This window comes from Photobacterium angustum, from assembly GCF_003026365.1.
GTDB lineage: Bacteria > Pseudomonadota > Gammaproteobacteria > Enterobacterales > Vibrionaceae > Photobacterium > Photobacterium angustum.
In genome coordinates this window covers 14,569-31,215 of sequence record NZ_PYOM01000021.1, presented here as the reverse complement: position 1 = coordinate 31,215, position 16,647 = coordinate 14,569, and the positions used below count along the sequence as shown (strand labels likewise).

Here is a 16,647-nt window from a genome sequence, read left to right as displayed (position 1 = left end):
GCTTGGTCTTGGGAAATATTCTATTCACCGTGTAATTAAAAGAGATAGTAGCCATGGAAAACGCTCGTCCTATTCGCCGTGCACTGATCAGCGTATCAGACAAAACAGGTATTGTGGAATTCGCACAGGCTCTTGCCAATCGCGGCGTAGAAATCTTATCGACTGGCGGTACCGCTCGTTTACTTGCCGAAAAAAACATTCAAGTAACTGAAGTTTCTGATTACACCGGTTTCCCAGAAATGATGGATGGCCGTGTAAAAACCCTTCACCCAAAAGTTCATGGTGGCGTACTAGGTCGTCGTGGTACTGACGACGAAGTAATGGAAAAGCACGGCATTAATCCTATCGATATGGTTGTTGTTAACCTATACCCTTTTGCAGAAACCGTTGCCAAAGCCGGTTGTACGCTAGCCGATGCAGTTGAGAACATCGATATCGGTGGACCAACAATGGTACGCTCTGCTGCGAAAAACCATAAAGATGTAGCGATTGTCGTTAATGCGCACGATTACGATCGCGTACTAACAGAAATTAGCACGAACAATGGCTCACTAACCCAGGCAACACGCTTTGATTTAGCTATCTCGGCTTTTGAACATACTGCAGCTTACGACGGTATGATCGCCAACTACTTCGGTACTATGGTGCCATCATACGGCGACAACAAAGAAGGTGATGAGGAATCGAAGTTTCCACGCACTTTCAATCAGCAGTTCGAGAAAAAACAAGACATGCGCTACGGTGAAAACAGCCACCAAGCAGCAGCATTCTATGTTGAAGCAAACCCACAAGAAGCTTCTGTCGCAACGGCAACGCAACTTCAAGGTAAGGCGCTATCATACAACAACATCGCAGATACAGATGCTGCACTTGAGTGTGTGAAAGAATTCGATTTACCCGCTTGTGTGATTGTAAAGCATGCTAACCCATGTGGCGTAGCACTCGGTGACAATTTACTTGAAGCCTACGATCGCGCTTACAAAACAGACCCAACCTCAGCATTTGGCGGCATTATTGCGTTCAACGGTGAATTAGATGCAGCAACTGCACAAGCGATTGTTGATCGTCAATTTGTCGAAGTTATTATCGCGCCGAAAGTATCAGCAGAAGCGGCAGCCGTTGTTGCAACCAAGAAAAACTTACGTCTTCTTGAGTGTGGCGAATGGACAACCAAAACAACTGGCTTTGACGTTAAACGTGTTAATGGTGGTTTATTAGTTCAAGACCGTGACCAAGGCATGGTATCAGTTGATGATTTAACCGTTGTCACCAAGCGTCAACCAACCACAGACGAACTGCGTGATGCTCTATTTTGCTGGAAAGTAGCGAAATACGTGAAATCAAACGCGATTGTGTATGCAAAAGGCAATATGACAATCGGTGTCGGCGCTGGCCAAATGAGCCGCGTTTATTCTGCCAAAATTGCAGGTATTAAAGCTGCTGACGAAAACCTAGAAGTCGCGGGTAGCGTAATGGCATCAGATGCATTCTTCCCGTTCCGTGATGGTATTGATGCGGCAGCAGAAGCAGGTATTACTTGTGTTATCCAACCGGGTGGTTCAATGCGTGATGATGAAGTCATTGCTGCCGCTGACGAGCATGGCATGGCGATGGTATTTACCGGTATGCGCCACTTCCGCCACTAAGTTGTCATCACAAACTTAAGTGAATAAACACTATCGATTTAGTCTCTGCTCTTTTTTTAAAGAGCAGAGATTTTTAAGTATTTAGCGCGAAGCAATAAGGATTAACGATGAAAGTACTGATCATTGGTAACGGCGGCCGTGAACACGCATTAGGCTGGAAAGTTGCACAAAACCCACAAGTAGAAACGGTATTTATTGCTCCTGGTAATGCAGGTACAGCACTTGAACCAAAACTGAAAAATGTAGAGATTGGTGTTGAAGACATCGCAGCATTAGTGGAATTTGCGCAAAATAATCAAATTGGTTTAACCATTGTCGGCCCAGAAGCGCCACTGGTTATTGGTGTGGTTGATGCCTTCCGCGCCGCTAAACTGCCCATCTTTGGTCCAACAGAAGCCGCAGCGCAACTTGAAGGTTCTAAAGCTTTCACTAAAGACTTCCTTGCTCGCCACAATATTCCAACGGCGGAATATCAAAACTTTACTGAAATCGAACCCGCTCTTGCTTACTTAAAGCAAAAAGGCGCACCGATTGTAGTAAAAGCGGACGGCTTAGCAGCAGGTAAAGGCGTGATTGTCGCAATGACAGAACAAGAAGCCGAAGATGCCGTACGCGACATGCTCGCTGGCAATGCATTTGGTGAAGCCGGACACCGCGTAGTTATCGAAGAGTTCTTAGATGGTGAAGAAGCCAGTTTCATCGTAATGGTCGATGGTAAAAACGTCCTACCTATGGCCACCAGCCAAGATCATAAACGTGTCGGTAATGGCGATACAGGCCCTAACACGGGGGGCATGGGTGCTTATTCTCCTGCTCCTGTTGTAACAAAAGAGATCCATAACCGTGTGATGAAAGAAGTGATCTACCCAACGGTTGAAGGGATGGCTGCAGAAGGCGCACCTTACACAGGTTTCCTTTATGCCGGCTTGATGATCATGAGCGATGGTACACCTAAAGTAATCGAATATAACTGTCGTTTTGGTGATCCTGAGACCCAACCTATCATGCTACGTATGCAGTCAGATTTAGTTGAGCTATGTTTAGCAGCGATTGATGAAAAACTCGATACTGTAGAATCTAAGTGGGATCCTCGCGCTTCTATCGGTGTTGTTTTAGCTGCTGGCGGCTATCCTGCAAGCTACAACAAAGGAGATGTGATTTCAGGTTTACCACAACAAGAAATCGCTGGCGAAAAAGTCTTCCATGCAGGGGCTGCAAACAACAACGGTAATATCGTCACCAACGGTGGTCGTGTGTTATGTGCAACGGCGATGGGCGATACTGTTCTTGAAGCACAACAGCGCGCTTATGCGTTGGCAAAACAAATTTCGTGGGATGGCATGTTCCATCGTGACGATATTGGTTATCGCGCCATTGCTCGTGAGCAACAACAATAAAACTCATTTCCCCTGAGTTAAAAAACGCGCTTAATAAGCGCGTTTTTTATTGCCTTTTTTAGCAAGCAGTTATTGCTTCATATCAATCAATTTCGGTCCTTGTAGGCAAGTCTCACTCACCACATCCGGTAACAAATTATCAATTCTTAACTTACCGTTTTTCTGCTTGCCAATTGCCGCCCAATATCCCGATGGATCAAATACAGATAATACATTAGGTTCATCAATAGCGATCGGTTGTTGAGTTTGACAAGAGATCAGCTGTTGCTGCTGTTTATACCCTTGCTCAAAATACTGTTTTGATTTTTTTAATCGTTCGACCTGATCGATTAAATATTCGCTGTGTTGTTTGAGCTCTGCAATCTCATCTATCGTTAACGGTAAAATCTGTCCATCTTCTGTGTAGCGTTGATAAACTGCAACGCCTTGGCTATCGAAGCGAAGCTGTAATTCAAAAGGAACTTGCTGCCCATCGACTAACCGCTCACCTTGTTGCAACAGCATTTTAAGCTTACCTGACTGCCATTGGTAATCACTTTGATAATCACCTAGCTTAGCACTATAGACGCGCTCTCCTAGCCGTTCAGGAGTATTCTGACGGGATAAATACCAATAGATATGTGTACCATCTAATTTTTGCTCAGCAACATTCACCTTAGTGATCGGTAATGCGGGGTTATCAGCAAGGTTTCCTGCAACACATCCAGAAAGAACGAGAGGAAGAAGAAAAGAAAAGAGAAATGAAATTTTAAACATAAAAAAACCGCCAGACGAATAATTCATTCTGGCGGTATCACAATTACTTCAATGCATCTTTTAGTGCTTTACCAGCAACAAACGCAGGAACGTTAGCTGCAGCAATTTGAATTTCAGCACCAGTTTGTGGGTTACGGCCAGTGCGAGCTGCACGATGGTTTACTTTAAATGTACCAAAGCCAATTAGTTGAACCTGGTCACCATCTTTTAGCGCATCAGTAATGCCGTCAAGAGTAGATTCCAAAGCTGCTTTTGCTTGTGCTTTAGATAGATCCGCTTTTTCTGCGATCAGGTCAATCAGTTGGGTCTTGTTCATTAGGTTTCCCTTCTAAGGTTTTTTCGTAAGACGAGACAACTCTAATTCAAAAGAAGCCCGTGTGGCAAAGGTTTGTCTGCTTTATTCGACTCAGGTGCGGACTCTTTAACCACAATCTGAGCGCAAGTTCACAAAATGTTACTAAATACTGCATGAAAATAGTTGTATTTATTCTGTCCAGCCCCGATTAATATAGCGGATATTCGCTAATTTACTGATAGGTTGACATGGTACTCCTTACGATTTACATCTCCGTTGCGATTGGTGTTTCGTTTATTTGTTCCGTATTAGAAGCGGTGTTACTTAGTATTTCACCAAGTTATATCGCCACATTGCGCCAACAAAATCACCCGGCGGCGGCAAAACTCACCGCGCTCAAAGATAATATTGATCGGCCGCTTGCCTCGATCTTGACCCTAAACACCATTGCTCACACCATCGGTGCAGCAACCGCAGGTGCACAAGCAACTATCGTATTTGGTAGTGAGTGGCTAGGTGTGTTCTCGGGCGTATTAACAATAGGTATTTTATTACTGTCTGAAATTGTGCCAAAAACCATTGGTGCAACTTACTGGCGTCAACTTGCACCATTCTCAGCGACTATGTTGCGTTGGATGGTATTGCTTTTGATCCCTCTTGTATGGGTATCGGAGCAAATTACTCGTCGTTTATCACGCGGTCATGAGCAGCCAAAATTACGTGATGAAATTTCAGCAATGGCATTATTAGCACACGAAACAGGTGAATTAGGTGAAGGCGAGTCAAAAATCCTAACCAACTTACTGCAATTCCGTGATGTAAGCGTAACGAAAATTATGACGCCACGTCCGGTGCTATTTCGTGTTGATGCAGAGCAAACCATTAATGAATTCTTGTCTCAGCATAAAAACAGCCCGTTCTCTCGCCCATTGGTTTATAGCGAGCAGAGTGACAACATTGTCGGTTTCGTTCACCGCCTAGAGCTATTTGCTGAAAGCCAAGCGGGTAAAGGGGGCCAAGAGCTTGGGGTATTAATGCGCCCACTACCCGTTATTATGAATAACGTTAGCGTACCTAAGGCTTTTGAACGCTTAATGCAGGAACGTTCACAGCTTATCTTAATCGTTGACGAATACGGTACAGTACAAGGTCTGGTGACCTTAGAAGATATTTTCGAAAGCCTTGTGGGTGAAGAAATTGTCGATGAAGCCGATAAAAATACTGACATGCAGCAACTGGCTTTCCAGCGTTGGGAAAAGTGGAAGAAAAAGCATGGTGTAATTCAAAATAATGATGAAGAAAAATAATTCTCCATCATGAAAAAAGGGACCTTTCGGTCCCTTTTTTATTATCTCTTTAAACCACTCTGTATATTAGTAGTCTTTAGCCAGTGCTTGGCGTTTTACTGTCAAACGCTGCGAAATTAATCCGATAACCAAGGTGATTACCGTAGGTAAAATCCAACCTGCATAATAGTGATATAGCGGTAGGTTAGCCTCTAGTACCTTATCCATCTGTGCTGGCATCGCTTCAAGAATATGCGTTGCATCAATACAACCAAAAATCATCGCAACAGCCAAGGTTACCAGTACCATCTTTTGTGATAATTGATGGCGTAACGGTGCAATAATCAGTAATGAAATCGCAATAGGATGTAACGCAACAACCACAGGTAATGTCACTTTCAACAATTGCGACAAGCCAACGTTTGCAATAAAGCCTGATAGCACCATGATCACAATAACACTTTTACGGTAAGTCACTGGTGTGAAAGTACGGCTATAAAATTCACTACCCGCAGTTGTCACCCCAATCGCTGTTGTTAAACACGCCAATACTAATACCGCGCCCAATAACAAAGTACCAAACACACCAAAATGATAATTGGTGAAAGCAGTTAAGATCTCACCACCATTGGTGAAGTTTAACCCCAACCCTTCGCTTGTTACGCCAATATAAGCAAGAGACAAATACACTAATGCCATTGCACTTGAATACATAAGCGCCGCAATTAAGGTGTATTTTGCAATAGCTTTAGGCTCTTTAACGCCCATACCTTCAATAGCACGGAAGATAACCCAGCCAAAACCAATCGATCCTAACGCATCCATCGTCATATAACCTTGGGTTAAACCTTCAGCCATCGCACCATTAACATAAGCCCCGGTCGCTTCAGTGACATAACCTGAGGGATATAAAATAGCGACAACAGCCATCACACCTAAAATCGTTAGCAGTATTGGCGTTAACCATTTGCCTAAGGTGTCCACCAACTTACCGGGATATAACGAGAACAAAATAGCGGCGATACAAAACGCCATAGAAAAAGGGATAAGCCCTGCATCCCCCATAAAAGGAGCAAAACTAAATTGGTAAGCCACAGTGATCGTACGAGGAATAATAAAAGCGGGACCAATCACAATAAACAACATCACCCAAAAGCTAGTTGCTAAAGGTTTCGGTAATGCGGCGGTTAAGTTATCAGAGCCTCGAACCCAAGCGACAATCACCAGCGCAATGGCAGGTAAGCCTACTCCAGTTAAAAGAAAGCCTGTCATGCCACTTAGAAAGTTATCACCAGCTTGATAGCCTAAGAATGGAGGGAAGATTAAGTTTCCCGCGCCTAAATACATGGCGAATGTCATAAAGCCTAATGCGGCAATATTGCGTGCACTTAACATAGTATTCCTTTGATTTTGACTTTCAGCTTGGAGGAAGCGAGATGGGAATATGTTTCAAAGGACCTATCAGCTTCTTCGCAAGCTGACAGTAATGTTTAAATATAAGCTGCCAGCTCTAAATACGTTTTAGAGAGAGCATGAGGAGTTGGCGAATATTACCGTCACACATCGCATATTGCGCAGTAATTTTACGACCACAAAAACAGGTAGCGAATGTCATTGCTATAAATGTATGCATTGTACCTCCTCGTGAATAAACCATTATTGCCATAAACAATGTGCTACGGCGCTGTAATGTTATAAACGGCGAAGGGATCGAATTACAATAGCCAAAATAAAATAAGTGGAATGGTGCAAAGTTAAACCAACAAGCAGTGATATTCACTGGTTTTCAAATCAAAAACCAGAACTAAAAACTTCACAAACCCCAAACATACTGAAACATAAAAAACACAAATGATGAAATAACAGTCTTTTCTACGATATTTTGCTTATATAACGAAATATTTTTATGCTGAATACTAACTTTCACCTGATACAAAAAAAGAGCCCTTAGGCTCTTTTTTACTGTCGCTACGATATTAGCTGTTAAAGCTCAATACCGATATTACTGACAGGCTCATCGCGCAACTCTGCACGAAGATCTTTAATCAATTCGATATCACGGGTTTCTGCTTCTTTTAATGCACGGAAAATCGCCCACTGGGTATCCCATTCCGCACATACCGCTTCATTCTCTTTTTGATTATCGTTGGTGATCTCAATACCTGTTTGTGCATACTCAAGATTAGCAACAGTTTCTGCCGATAAAGCACTTAGCTTGATCACTGTTTCCATCATAAGATCACGATCCAACATCGCATGAAGAAGATCAGCAAGTGCAACACACGCATCAATCGCAGGGCTTACCGCGTAGATATCAAACTCATCTTCGCTTGGTACCATATCTTCTAATTTTTCTAGCTGATTCTCGAAGTTAATTTTGGCGTTTTTAACGGTCAAAATCTCCCAGACGCTATCTAAGATCACTCGATATTTATAAGAATCAGCAAATCCTGTTTCTGCACAGAAAAATACATAATTTGGGTACATACGCTCACACAAAGACACCATAAATGTCAGGTGTTGCCACGGTTCTAATTTTTCTAAGCGTAACTGGATCGGATTTTTAAGCATGAGATAATCTACAGTAGTGATTTGAAGTGAAGTTTACTTGATAAACGAATAAGGCTAAAGGAAAAGCATGATCAAAGTTTCAGTAATATCAAAGCAACAACAACGCTATACCCAATTATTGGCACAGGCGCAGTTACCGGACCTTTGCTTAACCGATGATCCTTCGCAAGCAAGCGTAATTCTAGCGGATCCTCCTTTGATCGCCAACCAACTCGAACAATTACCCAAACTAAAGTGGTTACAATCAACATTTGCCGGTATTGATGCCCTCATTAAACCTCATCTACGACAAGATTATTTACTCACTAACGTTAAAGGATATTTTGGCCCTTTGATCAGTGAATATGTTATTGGTCAGTGCCTTAATTACTATCGTCACTTCCACCAATACGCACAGCAACAAACACAATCTTTATGGCTGCCAATCCCTTATCAATCTGTCAGTGGTAAAACCATGGTAATCATAGGTACAGGAAGCATCGGCTGTATACTCGCAAAAACGGCAAAAGCATTGAATTTCTCGGTCATTGGTGTCAACAGGCAAGGCTTATCAGCCTCTAATGATTTCACTCAAACGTATCCAATTACAGAATTGCAGCACGCACTCAGCAATGCTGATGTGATTGTTTCTATTCTGCCATCAACAGAGCAGACGAATGATATCTATAACCAACAATGCTGGTCCCACTGTCGTAATGCACTTTTTTTCAATGTTGGTAGAGGTAATACTGTTGTTGAATCAGACTTAATTAATGCGCTTGATAATAAACAGCTCAACCATGCTTACCTTGATGTGTTCAAGCAAGAGCCACTTAACCAAGATCATCCTTTTTGGCACCATCCAAAAATCAGTATCACTCCACATATAGCAGCAGAAAGTTTTCCAGAACAAGTCATAGAGATATTCAAAACTAATTACCTCCGCTTTAAACAACAGCAAGATTTAAACTATCTTATTGATTTTAAAAGCGGATATTAAAAGTGCAACTATATTTGAATGTACAAATCAGATGAAACAAGTTGATAACTTACGCGATCTTATTCACCATTGCGAGATCTGCAAAGATCACCTAGCACCTCGGCCAGTGATTCAATTTAGCTCTAAAGCTAGGTTATTGCTTATTGGACAAGCACCCGGATTAAAAGTCCATCAGACGGGGATCCCATTCAATGATCCTAGCGGTGATCGTTTACGCCAATGGCTTGGGCTGGATAAAGATACCTTCTATAACCCAGAACACATTGCCATTATGCCGATGGGTTTATGTTATCCAGGAAAAGGGAAAACTGGCGATTTACCCCCTCGCCCAGAATGTGCGCCACAATGGCATCAGCCAGTGCTTGATCTGATGCCTAATATCGGTATGACATTACTGATCGGGCAATACGCACAAAACTATTATTTACAAGATAAGCCAAAAACGCTCACAGAAACCGTAAAGCAATGGCAACAATGGGCACCCCGCTACATTCCATTGCCTCATCCATCGCCTCGTAATGCTATTTGGCTTAAAAAGAACCCATGGTTTGAATTAGACGTCATCGCTTATATTCGCCAATACGTCCACCAGCATTTAGCTATCAAAGACCAAGTTTAGAGATAAAAAAACCCACGCTATTGCGTGGGTTTTAATTTTTATCATATCAATTTGGCAGATTACTTATGATAAGGCTTAGATAACTCATGCACGGCTTCAACAAACACACCTGCATTTTCAGGCGGAACGTCAAGGTGAATACCATGACCTAGGTTAAAGACATGGCCTGTACCACCATCACCAAAACCTTCAAGAATCGTTGCCACTTCTTGACGAATACGTTCAGGTTGCGCATACAGCATAGATGGATCCATATTACCTTGTAATGCAACCTTATCACCGATGCGACGTTTTGCTTCTGCAATATCAATCGTCCAGTCTAAGCCTACGCCATCACAGCCCGTTGCTGCGATTTGCTCAAGCCACATACCACCATTTTTAGTAAATAGCGTAACAGGTACACGACGACCTTCATTTTCACGAATTAAGCCATCTACAATCTTATGCATGTAGCGTAGCGAGAATTCGTTGTAATCACGTGGGGTTAATACACCACCCCAAGTATCAAATACCATCACAGCCTGTGCACCGGCTTTGATCTGTGCATTTAGATATTCAGTAACACTATCCGCTAACTTATTTAGCAGTAGGTGTAGCGTTTGTGGCTCTGCATACATCATCTTCTTGATCTTAGTGAAAGCTTTAGAGCTACCACCTTCAACCATGTAAGTCGCCAATGTCCATGGGCTACCAGAGAAGCCAATCAACGGCACTTCACCTTGCAGATCATGACGAATTTGACGAACAGCATTCATTACATATTGCAGCTCACCTTCAGGATCGGGTAAACCAATTTTATCTACGTCAGCTTTACAAGTAATAGGACGTTGGAATTTAGGGCCTTCTCCGGCTTCGAAGTATAAGCCAAGACCCATTGCATCAGGAATCGTCAAGATATCTGAGAACAAGATAGCAGCATCAAGCGGAAAACGCTTAAGTGGCTGCAATGTGACTTCACTTGCTAGCTCAGCGTTCTTACATAGCGACATAAAGTCACCTGCAACGCTACGTGTTTCACGGTATTCAGGGAGATAACGACCCGCTTGGCGCATCATCCACACTGGCGTGTAATCAACAGGCTGTTTTAACAACGCACGTAGGTAGCGGTCATTCTTTAATTCGCTCATTTGAGACTCCATGGGTAAATTCTGCATTTATTGTATCATTCATTACTCAGAACAAAATAGAGCATATCTTATTCTATCAATAGGAAATAACGATACGATAACGCGTTAAATCTGATTGTTAATCATTACAGGGCGAGCTTGAAAAAGACAGCGTATGATCTATCAACCGACGTGCAATTGTCCCTTGTGGCGGTAACTGAGGTAAATGATCCGTATCAGCCCAAATTGCGTCGGTTAACTCTTCATAATCAGGCTTAATATCACCACTGGCGTAATCAGCAGTAAATCCCATCATCAGATTAGATGGAAATGCCCACGGCTGACTAGCAAAGTATTGAATATTCGTAACAGTAATGCCTGTTTCTTCCAATACTTCACGTGCAACACATTGCTCTAGTGTTTCACCAGTTTCAACAAAACCCGCAATCACGGTATACATACCTGTTTTATGTCGGGGATGCTGCGCAAGCAAAATTTTCTCACCTTTACGTACCGCGACAATAATACAAGGCGAAACACGTGGATAATCTATTGCCTTACAAGTTTGGCACTGCATTGCCAATTGGTCTTCACACAATATTGCTTCATGACCACAGCGTCCGCAAAAGTGTTGTTGATAGAGCATATGAGATAATTGGATTGCTCGTCCGACAAGATTAAAAAGCCCTGAATCTATATTTAATAATTCGCGCAAACTATAGAAAACGTCTGAATCGTCTAAAAACTTAGCTTCTCCCCAATAAACAGGTATCCCATTAAACGTACCTATTTGTCGAATATCATTCATCTTAGTCGCTAAATCAGACATTGCTCGCAATGGAAGCTTACTATTTTCAAGTAATATTTTACCATTCAGGGTTTCGCAGCTATATGCTACATTCTCATTTTTTAACATTTTTATTACATTCTTCCTTGCGGATGCTATTAATTACTGGCAATCTAAAGTTGAAACCAAGTAGTTATCCGAACAACTAGCTCTCTTTGAAAAGAGAAAGATCATCGACTATCTATTTAACGATACCGACAAGATCATGAGGACGTGCTCATGCTTAGTAAATTCGAACAAGTCAAAAAAGAATGGGGCGGTCATAATGACGTCATTGACCAATGGCTGATGATGCGTCAACAACTGCTTATCGATTATTGTAAATTAGCAGGCTTAGCCCCGAAAGAAGAGGCTAACCGCCAACTTCCTACCGCCTCTCAATTATCGTTATTCAGTGAAGCTCTAGTTGATTATATTTCAGCGGGTCACTTCAAAATTTACGATAACGTAATGGAGCGCTGGCATCAAACAGGTTATTCACCCACCGAAGAAATTTCCACTCTTTACGCAAAAATCACTTTAACGACAGATCCATTATTGAACTTCAATGATAAATACAGCGAAGTCAAACAAGACGATTTACTCGAAAGTTTTGATGAAGACTTATCTCAAGTTGGTGAGCTAATGGAACTTCGCTTTGCCCTTGAAGACAAACTGATTGAGCTGATCAGCGACAGTCTCTCTTGCCCTCCTGGCGCATAGCCTAGCCATTATAATATGTGGCAGTACACAGGCTGCCACTTCATTACACACTATCCAACACCTCTCTATTACTCTCCTTATATGAACCGTCCACCAGCCTGACATTTATTACAGACAATAAAAAAGGCACCCCGAAGGATGCCTTTTAGAATCAGTCACGTTGAGAATTAATTCTCGTCGTTAAGACCTGCATTCAATAGTGCCGCTAAGTCTTGAGAGGCTTGCTCTGCATCAACTTGTGGTGCTACTGGCTCAAGCTCAACATCACGCTGCTGTTGACGACGTTGGTGGTAAGAGAAACCTGTACCCGCTGGGATCAGACGACCCACGATTACGTTCTCTTTCAGACCACGTAGGTCATCACGCTTACCAGAAACAGCTGCTTCTGTTAGTACGCGCGTTGTTTCCTGGAACGATGCTGCTGAGATGAATGACTCAGTCGCAAGCGATGCTTTAGTGATACCTAGTAAGTCACGAGAGTAACTTGCAGGAGTCTTACCTTCAGCTTCAAGCTGACGGTTAGCAATCGTTACGCGAGAGAATTCAACTTGCTCGCCTTCTAGGAACTCAGAATCACCAGCAACAGTGATAGTTACCTTACGTAGCATCTGACGAACGATAGTCTCAATGTGCTTATCGTTAATCTTAACGCCCTGTAGACGGTAAACTTCCTGAACTTCGTTAACGATGTATTCTGCAACTGCGTGTACACCACGTAGACGTAGAATATCGTGCGGAGTTTCTGGACCATCAGCGATTACGTCACCCTTCTCAACTTTTTCACCTTCGAAAACGTTAAGCTGGCGATGCTTCAGGATCATCTCTTCGTACGGCTGACCTTCACTTGGAGTGATGATCAAACGACGCTTACCTTTAGTTTCTTTACCGAACGATACTGTACCGGTAATTTCTGCCAAGATAGCTGGTTCTTTTGGCTTACGTGCTTCGAACAAGTCAGCAACGCGTGGTAGACCACCCGTGATATCCTTGTTACCGCCAGATTTTTGCGGAATACGTGCAAGCGTATCACCGATACCAACCATAGCGCCGTCGTCAAGCTGAACAATCGCCTTACCAGGTAGGAAGTATTGAGCTGGCATATCAGTACCAGGGATCATTACATCATTACCATCAGCATCAACAAGTTTGATAGCTGGACGCATATCTTTACCTGCTGCTGGACGAGCTGCTGCATCAGTTACTTCGCTTGAAGATAGACCTGTTAGATCATCTGTTTGACGAGAAACTGTTACGCCGTCGATCATGTCAACGAACTGGATACGACCTGCCACTTCAGTGATGATTGGCATGGTGTGCGCTTCCCAGTTTGCTACTGTTTCACCAGCAACAACGTCTGCACCGTCACCCTTGTTCAGGATGGTACCGTAAGACAGTTTGTAGTTCTCTTTCGTACGACCGAACTCATCAATGATGGTTAATTCAGCAGCACGAGATGTTACTACAAGCTTACCTGCGTTGTTGGTTACGAACTTAGCATTGTGCAGCTTCATAGAACCTGTAGTTTTCACTACAACGCTATTGTCTGCTGCCGCTGCTGATGCCGCACCACCGATGTGGAACGTACGCATTGTAAGCTGTGTACCTGGTTCACCGATTGACTGAGCAGCAACAACACCCACAGCTTCACCAGAGTTAACCAAATGACCGCGAGCAAGGTCACGACCGTAACAGAATTTACAACAACCGAAGTCGTTCTCACACGTTACAACAGAACGTACTTTAACTTGGTCTACAGAGTTCGCTTCTAGGATCTCACACCACTTCTCATCAAGAAGCGTATTACGAGGTGCTAGAACTTCTTCTGTACCCGGTTTTAGAACGTCTTCAGCAACAACACGACCAAGAACTCGGTCACCTAGTTGCTCTTTGACATCACCACCCTCGATTAGAGGCATCATAGTGATACCAGCGTGAGTACCACAGTCATCTGCTGTGATCACTACGTCTTGCGCTACGTCTACTAGACGACGCGTTAGGTAACCTGAGTTTGCTGTCTTAAGTGCGGTATCCGCAAGACCCTTACGAGCACCGTGAGTAGAGATAAAGTACTGTAGTACGTTTAGACCTTCACGGAAGTTCGCAGTGATCGGCGTTTCGATGATTGAGCCATCTGGCTTAGCCATCAGACCACGCATACCCGCCAACTGACGAATCTGTGCAGCAGAACCACGAGCACCAGAGTCAGCCATCATGTATACACTGTTGAACGATTTTTGCTGCTCTTCAACGCCGTCACGGTTAATAACAGTGTCAAAAGACAGGTTATCCATCATCGCTTTAGCAACTTGTTCGTTCGCTGTAGCCCAGATATCGATAACTTTGTTGTAACGTTCACCAGCAGTTACAAGACCTGACTGGAACTGTTCTTGAATTTCAGCAACTTCTGCTTCAGCTTCAGCGATCTTAGTGTATTTAGCCGCAGGTACAACCATATCGTCGATACCAACAGATACACCAGAAAGTGCAGCGTAAGCAAAACCTGTGTACATAATTTGGTCAGCAAAGATAACAGTATCTTTCATGCCCAGCTTACGGTAACAAGTGTTAAGAAGCTTAGAAATTTGCTTCTTACCTAGTGCTTCAGTGTTTACAAGGCTAAATGGCAGACCTTTCGGTACGATAGGCCATAGCATTGCACGACCAACAGTAGTATCAACAAGTTGAGTATTCTCAACAAAGTTACCCTGCTCGTCTTTCACGTATTCTGTAATACGTACTTTAACGCGAGCGTGAAGCTCAGCCATCTTAGTACGGTATGCTTTCTCAGCTTCACCTGGTCCAGCAAGGTACATGCCCTCACCTTTCGCGTTGATTTTCTCACGCGTCATGTAGTAAAGACCCAATACAACGTCCTGAGAAGGTACGATGATCGGATCACCAGATGCTGGTGAAAGGATGTTGTTTGTTGACATCATTAGAGCACGTGCTTCTAGCTGTGCTTCTAGCGTCAACGGCAAGTGAACCGCCATCTGGTCACCATCGAAGTCGGCGTTATATGCCGCACACACAAGTGGGTGAAGCTGAATCGCTTTACCTTCGATTAGGATTGGTTCAAACGCCTGAATACCTAGACGGTGCAGTGTTGGTGCACGGTTAAGCATTACTGGGTGCTCACGAATTACTTCGTCTAGGATATCCCAAACTACTGCTTCTTCGCGCTCAACCATCTTCTTAGCAGCTTTGATTGTCGTAGCAAGACCACGAGTCTCTAACTTACCGTAGATGAATGGCTTAAATAGCTCTAGTGCCATCTTCTTAGGAAGACCACACTGATGCAGACGTAGGTATGGACCTACTGTGATAACAGAACGACCTGAGTAGTCTACACGCTTACCAAGAAGGTTCTGACGGAAACGACCTTGTTTACCCTTGATCATATCAGCAAGAGATTTCAGAGGACGCTTGTTAGAGCCAGTGATAGCGCGGCCACGACGACCGTTATCTAGCAATGCATCAACAGATTCCTGAAGCATACGCTTTTCGTTACGTACGATGATATCAGGAGCAGCCAGGTCTAAAAGACGCTTCAGACGGTTGTTACGGTTAATTACACGACGGTATAGATCATTCAGATCTGAAGTCGCGAAACGGCCGCCGTCTAGTGGTACCAACGGACGAAGATCCGGCGGTAGAACTGGCAGTACAGACAGGATCATCCACTCTGGGTTGTTACCTGACTGTAGGAAAGCTTCAACTAGCTTAAGACGCTTAGTTAGCTTCTTACGCTTAGTTTCAGAGTTAGTTTCTTCTAACTCTTCACGCATATTTTCGATTTCAGCATTTAGGTCCATGTTGCCTAAAAGTGCTTTAACCGCTTCTGCGCCCATCTTAGCGTCGAACTCGTCGCCCCACTCTTCAAGTGCATCCAAGTACTGCTCTTCAGAAAGCAGCTGGCTACGCTCAAGGTTGGTCATACCAGGTTCAATAACTACGTATGATTCAAAGTAAAGTACACGCTCGATATCACGTAGAGGCATGTCCATTAACAAACCGATACGAGATGGCAGTGACTTTAAGAACCAGATGTGGGCAACAGGTGAAGCAAGCTCAATGTGACCCATACGCTCACGGCGTACTTTAGTCTGAGTAACTTCAACACCACATTTTTCACAGATCACACCACGGTGCTTCAGGCGCTTGTACTTGCCACAAAGACACTCGTAGTCTTTTACTGGGCCAAAGATACGTGCACAGAAAAGACCGTCACGCTCAGGCTTGAAGGTACGATAGTTGATTGTTTCTGGCTTTTTAACTTCACCAAAAGACCATGAACGGATCATGTCAGGTGAAGCTAGACCGATTTTGATTGCATCAAATTCTTCGGTCTTATGTTGTGCTTTCAGAAACTTAAGTAAGTCTTTCACATTCGGCTCCTGTGAGGAGTTGACCCATAAAGGCGCCAGTCTACTGGCGCCTTCATAT

The 16,647-nt window shown here is 43.5% G+C and carries 14 protein-coding genes; 6 read left to right on the top strand and 8 right to left on the bottom strand.

Features of this window, described 5'->3' with window-relative positions; translation table 11 throughout:
• Positions 1-53: 53 nt before the first annotated feature.
• Positions 54-1,646, top strand: coding sequence for a bifunctional phosphoribosylaminoimidazolecarboxamide formyltransferase/IMP cyclohydrolase (purH, locus tag CTN01_RS18690; RefSeq protein ID WP_045150142.1), 1,593 nt, complete (start codon positions 54-56; stop codon positions 1,644-1,646).
• Between the two features lie 107 nt (positions 1,647-1,753).
• Positions 1,754-3,043: a phosphoribosylamine--glycine ligase gene (gene purD / locus CTN01_RS18685; protein ID WP_045150141.1), complete on the top strand. Its 1,290-nt coding sequence runs from the start codon at positions 1,754-1,756 to the stop codon at positions 3,041-3,043.
• Between the two features lie 69 nt (positions 3,044-3,112).
• On the opposite strand, the gene CTN01_RS18680 is transcribed toward purD, so the two are convergent.
• Positions 3,113-3,799 (bottom strand): DUF1481 domain-containing protein, encoded by a 687-nt coding sequence (locus CTN01_RS18680; protein ID WP_244156103.1) that lies wholly within the window; start codon positions 3,797-3,799, stop codon positions 3,113-3,115.
• A gap of 43 nt (positions 3,800-3,842) precedes the next feature.
• Entirely contained in the window at positions 3,843-4,115 is a 273-nt protein-coding gene (gene hupA, locus CTN01_RS18675) for a nucleoid-associated protein HU-alpha (protein WP_005372678.1), read from the bottom strand.
• A 227-nt stretch (positions 4,116-4,342) separates the two neighbouring features.
• Here hupA and CTN01_RS18670 point away from each other — a divergent pair, with 227 nt between their 5' ends.
• Positions 4,343-5,401, top strand: coding sequence for a CNNM domain-containing protein (locus CTN01_RS18670; RefSeq protein WP_005372680.1), 1,059 nt, complete (start codon positions 4,343-4,345; stop codon positions 5,399-5,401).
• Between the two features lie 66 nt (positions 5,402-5,467).
• Here CTN01_RS18670 and brnQ read toward each other — a convergent pair whose 3' ends face one another.
• The 3 genes from brnQ to CTN01_RS18660 form a co-directional block, all read right to left on the bottom strand.
• The gene (brnQ, locus tag CTN01_RS18665) at positions 5,468-6,775 is read right to left on the bottom strand and encodes a branched-chain amino acid transport system II carrier protein (RefSeq protein ID WP_045150139.1); all 1,308 of its coding nucleotides are present in this window, start codon (positions 6,773-6,775) and stop codon (positions 5,468-5,470) included.
• Between the two features lie 115 nt (positions 6,776-6,890).
• Positions 6,891-7,013, bottom strand: coding sequence for a hypothetical protein (locus CTN01_RS23135; RefSeq protein WP_258179906.1), 123 nt, complete (start codon positions 7,011-7,013; stop codon positions 6,891-6,893).
• Between the two features lie 350 nt (positions 7,014-7,363).
• On the bottom strand, positions 7,364-7,951 hold the full coding sequence (locus CTN01_RS18660; RefSeq protein ID WP_005372684.1) for a YjaG family protein: 588 nt from the start codon (positions 7,949-7,951) through the stop codon (positions 7,364-7,366).
• Between the two features lie 67 nt (positions 7,952-8,018).
• On the opposite strand from CTN01_RS18660, the gene CTN01_RS18655 reads away from it, so the two are divergent.
• Together CTN01_RS18655 and CTN01_RS18650 are read left to right on the top strand one after the other, a co-directional pair.
• Positions 8,019-8,930, top strand: coding sequence for a D-2-hydroxyacid dehydrogenase (locus CTN01_RS18655; RefSeq protein ID WP_045150138.1), 912 nt, complete (start codon positions 8,019-8,021; stop codon positions 8,928-8,930).
• Positions 8,931-8,961: 31 nt separating this feature from the next.
• A complete protein-coding gene (locus tag CTN01_RS18650) occupies positions 8,962-9,549 on the top strand; it encodes a uracil-DNA glycosylase family protein (protein ID WP_045150158.1) in 588 nt (195 codons plus the stop codon).
• 59 nt (positions 9,550-9,608) lie between these two features.
• Here the strand turns inward: CTN01_RS18650 and hemE are convergent, their stop codons facing one another.
• Both hemE and nudC read right to left on the bottom strand, forming a co-directional pair.
• Positions 9,609-10,676 (bottom strand): uroporphyrinogen decarboxylase, encoded by a 1,068-nt coding sequence (gene hemE, locus CTN01_RS18645; protein WP_045150137.1) that lies wholly within the window; start codon positions 10,674-10,676, stop codon positions 9,609-9,611.
• A gap of 118 nt (positions 10,677-10,794) precedes the next feature.
• On the bottom strand, positions 10,795-11,571 hold the full coding sequence (nudC, locus tag CTN01_RS18640) for an NAD(+) diphosphatase (RefSeq protein WP_045150136.1): 777 nt from the start codon (positions 11,569-11,571) through the stop codon (positions 10,795-10,797).
• A 150-nt stretch (positions 11,572-11,721) separates the two neighbouring features.
• On the opposite strand from nudC, the gene CTN01_RS18635 reads away from it, so the two are divergent.
• Positions 11,722-12,204, top strand: coding sequence for an Rsd/AlgQ family anti-sigma factor (locus CTN01_RS18635; RefSeq protein ID WP_005372693.1), 483 nt, complete (start codon positions 11,722-11,724; stop codon positions 12,202-12,204).
• A 167-nt stretch (positions 12,205-12,371) separates the two neighbouring features.
• Here the strand turns inward: CTN01_RS18635 and rpoC are convergent, their stop codons facing one another.
• Positions 12,372-16,589: a DNA-directed RNA polymerase subunit beta' gene (gene rpoC / locus CTN01_RS18630; RefSeq protein ID WP_045084739.1), complete on the bottom strand. Its 4,218-nt coding sequence runs from the start codon at positions 16,587-16,589 to the stop codon at positions 12,372-12,374.
• Positions 16,590-16,647 lie beyond the last annotated feature (58 nt).

Bases quoted from the DNA above. Each gene is read 5' to 3' on its own strand.
- purH (WP_045150142.1), top strand. From the start codon at position 54: ATGGAAAACGCTCGTCCTATTCGCCGTGCACTGATCAGCGTATCAGAC.
- purD (WP_045150141.1), top strand. From the start codon at position 1,754: ATGAAAGTACTGATCATTGGTAACGGCGGCCGTGAACACGCATTAGGC.
- CTN01_RS18680 (WP_244156103.1), bottom strand. From the start codon at position 3,799: ATGTTTAAAATTTCATTTCTCTTTTCTTTTCTTCTTCCTCTCGTTCTT.
- hupA (WP_005372678.1), bottom strand. From the start codon at position 4,115: ATGAACAAGACCCAACTGATTGACCTGATCGCAGAAAAAGCGGATCTA.
- CTN01_RS18670 (WP_005372680.1), top strand. From the start codon at position 4,343: ATGGTACTCCTTACGATTTACATCTCCGTTGCGATTGGTGTTTCGTTT.
- brnQ (WP_045150139.1), bottom strand. From the start codon at position 6,775: ATGTTAAGTGCACGCAATATTGCCGCATTAGGCTTTATGACATTCGCC.
- CTN01_RS23135 (WP_258179906.1), bottom strand. From the start codon at position 7,013: ATGCATACATTTATAGCAATGACATTCGCTACCTGTTTTTGTGGTCGT.
- CTN01_RS18660 (WP_005372684.1), bottom strand. From the start codon at position 7,951: ATGCTTAAAAATCCGATCCAGTTACGCTTAGAAAAATTAGAACCGTGG.
- CTN01_RS18655 (WP_045150138.1), top strand. From the start codon at position 8,019: ATGATCAAAGTTTCAGTAATATCAAAGCAACAACAACGCTATACCCAA.
- CTN01_RS18650 (WP_045150158.1), top strand. From the start codon at position 8,962: ATGAAACAAGTTGATAACTTACGCGATCTTATTCACCATTGCGAGATC.
- hemE (WP_045150137.1), bottom strand. From the start codon at position 10,676: ATGAGCGAATTAAAGAATGACCGCTACCTACGTGCGTTGTTAAAACAG.
- nudC (WP_045150136.1), bottom strand. From the start codon at position 11,571: ATGTTAAAAAATGAGAATGTAGCATATAGCTGCGAAACCCTGAATGGT.
- CTN01_RS18635 (WP_005372693.1), top strand. From the start codon at position 11,722: ATGCTTAGTAAATTCGAACAAGTCAAAAAAGAATGGGGCGGTCATAAT.